The organism is Paenibacillus sp. O199, assembly GCF_001636635.1.
Taxonomy (GTDB): domain Bacteria; phylum Bacillota; class Bacilli; order Paenibacillales; family Paenibacillaceae; genus Paenibacillus; species Paenibacillus marchantiae.
This window is the reverse complement of sequence record NZ_LGRP01000049.1, coordinates 22,271-28,439: the sequence shown is the minus strand read 5'-3', so window position 1 is coordinate 28,439 and position 6,169 is coordinate 22,271. Positions and strand designations below refer to the sequence as shown.

Genomic DNA, 6,169 nt, shown 5'->3' with positions numbered 1-6,169 from the left:
ACTCGTTGTTCAGTTTTCAAAGATCAAACTCGTTTGTGTTACTCTTTTCGTTGTCAGCGCTGTGTTTCAGCGGCGACTTAAATAATATATCATACTGACGAAACCAATGCAATAGTTTTTTCGAAAAAACATTTAATAGATTCTAAGTCCCCAATGCCCTCAATAAAACTATAGCGAATATGAGGCCCTATTCCCCCAAATATCACGTCCAAATTCATGGGTTTTCTTGATAACTGCTAAAAAGAATCCTACAAGCGTGACACTTCCATACTATAGTAGGATTACCCTGCTCTCCATACAAAACTCAAAAGGCCGGCTCTTCTCAGAGACGGCCTTTTGAAGATTAACGGTTTTCCGTTTACTTTACAGTGTTATTGCTGTATCCAGGGATTTCTACGCTTTTTATTGTTAGAACTACGTTTAGTGGTTATCCCTGTGCGCTCTCTTGCTTGTTTCCCGGATACAGATACTTTAGATTTAGATTTAGCAGCAGGTTTGGCTGTTCTGCGTTTCGCAGTTCCTGTTTTGGCTGATTGTTTAGGCTTTGCTTCAAGATTAAACTCAGCCTCACTCTCTGTAGAGGACTGGCTTAAGTTAGCCTCGTCACGTCCACCCTTTTTGCCTCCCCCCTTACCTTGTGGAGGATACAGTTCACCAAATGCACCCAATGGAGACGGCGGCACCATGTTCTGAGTAGGGTATGGATTTTGATAGGCATACTCCAATGGCTGATTAGGCATCATGGATGTGGTCATTTCGGGTTGCATCCCATAAGGATTGTATGTGCCCCACGCTGGGTTCTGGTAGTTATGTGAGGGATGTGCGTATTGATGGTTAGGCATATGATGGTTGCCACATCCGCATGGCGGGTAGGGAAGCATAGAGTAAGGAGAACTATGAGGCGGTTGGTGGTTCATATGCTCATTGGCCGCAAATGGAGGGTATGGGCTGTTCACTTGACCTGATGGAGCGATCGGATACGAGTTGTTCTGCATCTCAGCAGATACGTTTGGCATAACGTTGTTATGATTATACTCCGCGCCGGTCCAAGGCGTGTTGGATGTATTACCTATGGAGTAAGGACTCACTTCAGGTATACCTGGGAATGTAGCATTGTCGTTCGCCCCAGCCGTATACATGTTTTGTGGAGCAGTGTATACCTCTTGTGCAGGTACAGGAACTTGGGCATAGGGATGCTCGGCAGGAGCATGCAGCATTTTACTGCCGCAACCACATGGAGCTTTGGTCGCAGGAGCTACTTCTGTAGGCCATTTCGTGTTGTTAGGTATTACAGGTAAAGGCAGGACTTCAGGTGAGATATTAGGCATCGTATACGTCGGCGCTTCAGTTATCGGTTTTAATTGCACTTCAGATTTGGTATTTTCTTTCTTCTGAGCTTCCTTCTGCGGTTTCTCTTCAGGAATTTCAGGTAACTGAGGTAACACTTCCACTTCTGGCTTGATATTAGGTACGACCGGATTTGCAGGTACAGGAGCCGGAACCACATTGGAGACTTCCGGTAAAGGAGCTGGTTCAGGTACTGGGACTACTGGTACGACTGGAGCCGTTTCTTCTTTAACTCCCGTGTATTCCTTCCCTTCAGGAGACAGCTTCTCATGAGCAACATTGGATGAGGCACCATTCTCTGAAGCCGCATTCCCCGGTGCATTCGCTGATGGAATGTACACGGTCTCCCCTACAAGAAGAGCATTAGGATTTTTCAATTGCGGGTTCGCATTGATCATATCTTTCAACGGAACTCCCCAAGCCTGTGACAACTTCCACAACGAATCTCCTTGCTGGACTTTATGACTGTGCAACACGCCTTCTGGCTTTGGTGTTACAGGCTCCGCAGGGATTTTGACCTTCATGCCGATCTCCAACTTGTCAGGATTTGCAATTTGGGGATTAGCTGCGATAATTTTGTCCAACGCTACATTATATTTTTGGGACAGTAGATATAATGTGTCGCCTTTTTTCACCATGTGTATTTTCACTTGGAACTAACCTCCTAGACGTGATACTTGGGCAGTGCATTCGCCCATACCGTTACTACATCCTATGCAGAAATTGGGCCAATGACATCAACTAAGCAAAAAAAATCCTTCCCGCCCCAAAAACCGCATACTTCAGGTATGCTGATTTTCTGAGACAAGAAGGATTTCCTGCTTCCCTATTCAGTTCGTTCCTTTTATTCTTCCCAAACTTTGTAACCGTCTTTGTCGACAATTTGACGGAACGCTTCCAGCAATCTCAAGGTTACAGGACCTGCAACACCCGTTCCAATCGTTCTGCCGTCCACCTCATATGCAGCAATAACTTCTGCGGCTGTTCCAGTGAAGAAGACTTCGTCGGCAATGTACACATCATGTAGCGTAAATGGCACTTCTTTTAATTCAAGATCCAGCTCACCGCACAGATCGATAATGGCCTGGCGTGTAATCCCCTCTAGTGCACCAAGATAACAAGGTGGCGTATAGACTACACCATTTTTGATGATGAAGATGTTATCACTCGAACCCTCAGTAACGTAACCTTGGGAATTCAGCATAATCGCTTCACCGGCACCTGAATAGTTAGACTGAATTTTAACAAGAATGTTGTTCAGATAGTTCAATGATTTAATTTTTGGATTAAGTGCATCAGGAATGTTGCGGCGCTGCGATACAGACACGGCTTTCAGCCCAGTAAGATACGCTTCCTCCGGATAGATCGCGAGTTGCTCAACAATGATAATAACGGACGCTTTAGGGCAGCGCAGCGGATCAAGACCCAAGTTACCAGGTCCACGTGAAACGATCAGACGAATATAACCGTTACGCATATCATTGCGACGTACCGTTTCAGCCATCACTTCCAGCATCTCATCATAAGACAACGGAATGTTCAGACTGATGGATTTAGCTGAATCGTACAAACGATCCAAATGCGCTTTGCATCTGAAAATGTTACCGTTATAAATACGAATACCTTCGAAAATACCGTCTCCATATAAAAATCCGTGATCATATACCGAAACGGTTGCGTTCTCCTTGGTCACATATCGACCATCCAAGTAAATCCATTGTTCTGACACCGATGACTGCACCTCCATAAAATTCCATCCCCTGATTCCGAAACTACATTTATCTCGTTCATTGAACAACAAATTACAAGCTGTTCTTGCACACATTACCCAGTCTTATGACAACCTTCACCAATGTACGTCCTGATTCAGGTCGTTTTTAACGAAGGATATGTATAACACGGATAGCTGCCAAGAACACGTACCTGACAATTCAAAGCCTCAATCTCAGCCATGGCTGCGGTAAGCAATACCGAATCTGCACTTTCTTCAACATCAATGTAAAAATAATAACTCCCCAACCTCTTCTTCGTTGGACGAGATTCCAATCGGGTCAAGTTCAGCTTCCGCCAGGCAAAAGCCGAAAGCACCTGATGCAATGCACCCGGTGCATCTTCAGGCAATGTAACCAGCAAACTGGTTTTCACATGATCAGGCTCTCGTGGTATCTGAACAGGCTCATGGCCTATCAACACAAAACGAGTATAGTTGTTGTCATGATCGGTAACCCGTTCAGCCATAATGTCCAAACCATGCTTCTGTGCAGCCAGCCTTGTACCAATCGCGACCCAGCCTTTGCCAGGATTTTTTTTAACAATCTCCACAGCTTCCGCTGTACTGTTTACACCTTCAAGGTCTGCTCCAGGTGAGTGCAGGCGAATAAAATTCTGGCACTGTGGAATCGCTACAGGATGGGACATGATCTTCGTAATTTTCCCGAAATCATATTCACCACTCTCTGTCCTGAACTCAGAGCCATGCCCAATGACATTTTGGATGGATGGATAAACCCATTCTGCTTGCATCGGAATATCCACTTCGTTAACCAGCCAGTCCATATGCAAACTAACGGAGCCTTCAATCGTATTCTCAATAGGTATGACACTGTACTGGGACTTCCCACTATCCGTAGCCCGGAAAACATCAGAAATCAGCTTGGAATGAAGCAATTCCAAAGGCTCCCCATTAAACAGAAAATCTACTGCTTCATGAGAAACTGAACCTTCAGGTAATACTGCAATTCGTTTCATGCGTTAACTTCCCCTTTAACTCTGTCCATAAAAGGACTTTCATCTTGATCAGGCAGTACGGTAACACCGTCCAGATCCGGATCCAACCACAATGCAGATGCAGTGATACCTTCACGGCTCATTGTGTCTATCAAATATTGCTCCAATTCAAGCTTACGAGTATCATGACGATCTACCAACGTCAAAACGGTAGGTCCGGCTCCACTCAATGCAGCCCCCAGGGCTCCATGACTGACCGCATGTTCCAGGATTTCAGCCATACCGGGTACCAAAGATGCCCTGTAGGGTTGATGAATCCGGTCAGACATCGCCTTTTGAATCATGTCCAATCTCCCACTTGCCAAAGCTGCAACGAGTAAGGATGATCTGCTTATGTTGTGAATGACATCAGACTTGTCAAACTGCTGTGGAATTACATTTCTTGCTTTCGAAGTGGACAACTCGAAGTCCGGTACGATGACCAACGTCTGCAAATCCTGATGCGGCTCAATGCGAATATGGTCTACCCGACTGCCATCCCATGCTGCTGTAATGATACCTCCATATAGTGAGGCTCCTACATTATCCGGATGTTTCTCCAGCGACGTAGCCATGTCCAGAAGCTTGGCATCAGATAACGGAGTACCAATTAAAGCATTAGCAGCAGCCAACGCACCCACAATTGCAGATGCACTGCTTCCCAGTCCCCGAGTAAGCGGAATATCGGAATACATGGAAATCTCCAACTCCGGCACGGAGATTCCAGCTTCGTTGAACACCATCTGTGCAACTTCATATATCAAGTTGGATTTATCTGTTGGCAAACCCGTCAGATGATCTCCATGTAAATGAAATGTTGTCTGCTCAGCCGGTTTCATCTCAAGCCATGCATACAGAGACAATGCCATGCCCAGGGTATCAAACCCTGGACCCAGATTGGCTGTACTTGCAGGTACCTTAACAGTTACCCTTTGCTGCAAACTCATACGGATTGTTGCTCCAATTGTGCAATTGCCGCCATAACCGCTTCTTCGGAATCTTCCACAACAAGCGGCTCAGTCGCTACCGTTTTGATTGCAATATTAGGATCTTTTAGACCATGTCCTGTCAGTACACAAACCACAGTTTCTCCGCCTTTAAAGTACCCTTCACTCTTCAGTTTGTATACACCAGCAACGGAAGCAGCGGATGCAGGTTCAGCAAAAATCCCTTCACGAGCGGCGATCGTACGATATGCTGTCAGAATTTCTTCGTCAGTTACATAATTAATTTGTCCACCAGACTCTTCAGCTGCAGCTACAGCAGTTTTCCAACTAGCAGGATTACCAATTCGAATAGCTGTTGCTACGGTTTCAGGCTCAAGAATCGGTTCACCTTTGACAATTGCCATCGCGCCTTCCGCTTCAAAACCGACCATACGTGGCAGGGAATTCGATTTGCCTGCTTCTTTATACTCTTTAAACCCTTTCCAGTAAGCCGAGATGTTCCCTGCGTTACCCACTGGAATGGCGAGTACATCAGGTGCATGACCAAGCTGCTCAATTACTTCAAATGCAGCCGTTTTCTGTCCCTCAATCCGGAACGGATTCACGGAGTTCACAAGCGTAATTGGATGTTTGGCTGTAATCTCACGCACAATTTCCAATGCACGGTCAAAGTTGCCATTAATCGCAATTACCTTTGCTCCATAGATCATAGCTTGGGCCAGTTTACCCAGCGCAATGTTGTTATTCGGGATCAATACGATACAATTCAGACCAGCACGAGCCGCATAGGCCGCCGCCGCCGCCGAAGTGTTACCTGTCGATGCACACATGATCGTGCGACTGCCTTCTTCCATCGCTTTAGCAACAGCCATAACCATTCCGCGGTCTTTAAATGAACCAGTCGGATTCAGACCTTCATATTTGAAATATAAATTCAATCCGAGTTCCTCGGACAGATTCTCCGCATGAACCAGGGGTGTGTTTCCTTCATGAAGCGTAAGCAGTGGCGTGTTTTCATTAACCGGAAGGTGCTCTCTATACGTTTGCAGTAATCCTTGATATCTCATTGTGGGTAAACTCCTTTGTCGTTAATAATAGGAATATGATTG

The 6,169-nt window shown here is 45.7% G+C and carries 5 protein-coding genes; all 5 read right to left on the bottom strand.

All coding sequences use genetic code 11. The features are described 5' to 3' along the window. Positions 1-371 precede the first annotated feature (371 nt). A complete protein-coding gene (locus A6049_RS30265; protein WP_063568131.1) occupies positions 372-1,997 on the bottom strand; it encodes a LysM peptidoglycan-binding domain-containing protein in 1,626 nt (541 codons plus the stop codon). 194 nt (positions 1,998-2,191) lie between these two features. Continuing rightward, positions 2,192-3,076, bottom strand: a complete 885-nt coding sequence (ilvE, locus tag A6049_RS30260; protein ID WP_063568132.1) for a branched-chain-amino-acid transaminase — start codon at positions 3,074-3,076, stop codon at positions 2,192-2,194. A gap of 137 nt (positions 3,077-3,213) precedes the next feature. Then, complete coding sequence (gene pheA, locus A6049_RS30255; RefSeq protein ID WP_063568130.1) at positions 3,214-4,095, bottom strand: prephenate dehydratase; 882 nt, start codon at positions 4,093-4,095, stop codon at positions 3,214-3,216. Continuing rightward, positions 4,092-5,060 carry a homoserine kinase gene (gene thrB, locus A6049_RS30250; RefSeq protein WP_063568129.1) on the bottom strand — a complete coding sequence of 323 codons (969 nt, stop codon included), beginning with the start codon at positions 5,058-5,060 and terminating at the stop codon, positions 4,092-4,094. Before thrB ends, pheA begins: the two co-directional genes overlap by 4 nt. Further along, entirely contained in the window at positions 5,057-6,127 is a 1,071-nt protein-coding gene (gene thrC, locus A6049_RS30245) for a threonine synthase (RefSeq protein WP_063568128.1), read from the bottom strand. Before thrC ends, thrB begins: the two co-directional genes overlap by 4 nt. Between the last annotated feature and the right edge of the window lie 42 nt (positions 6,128-6,169).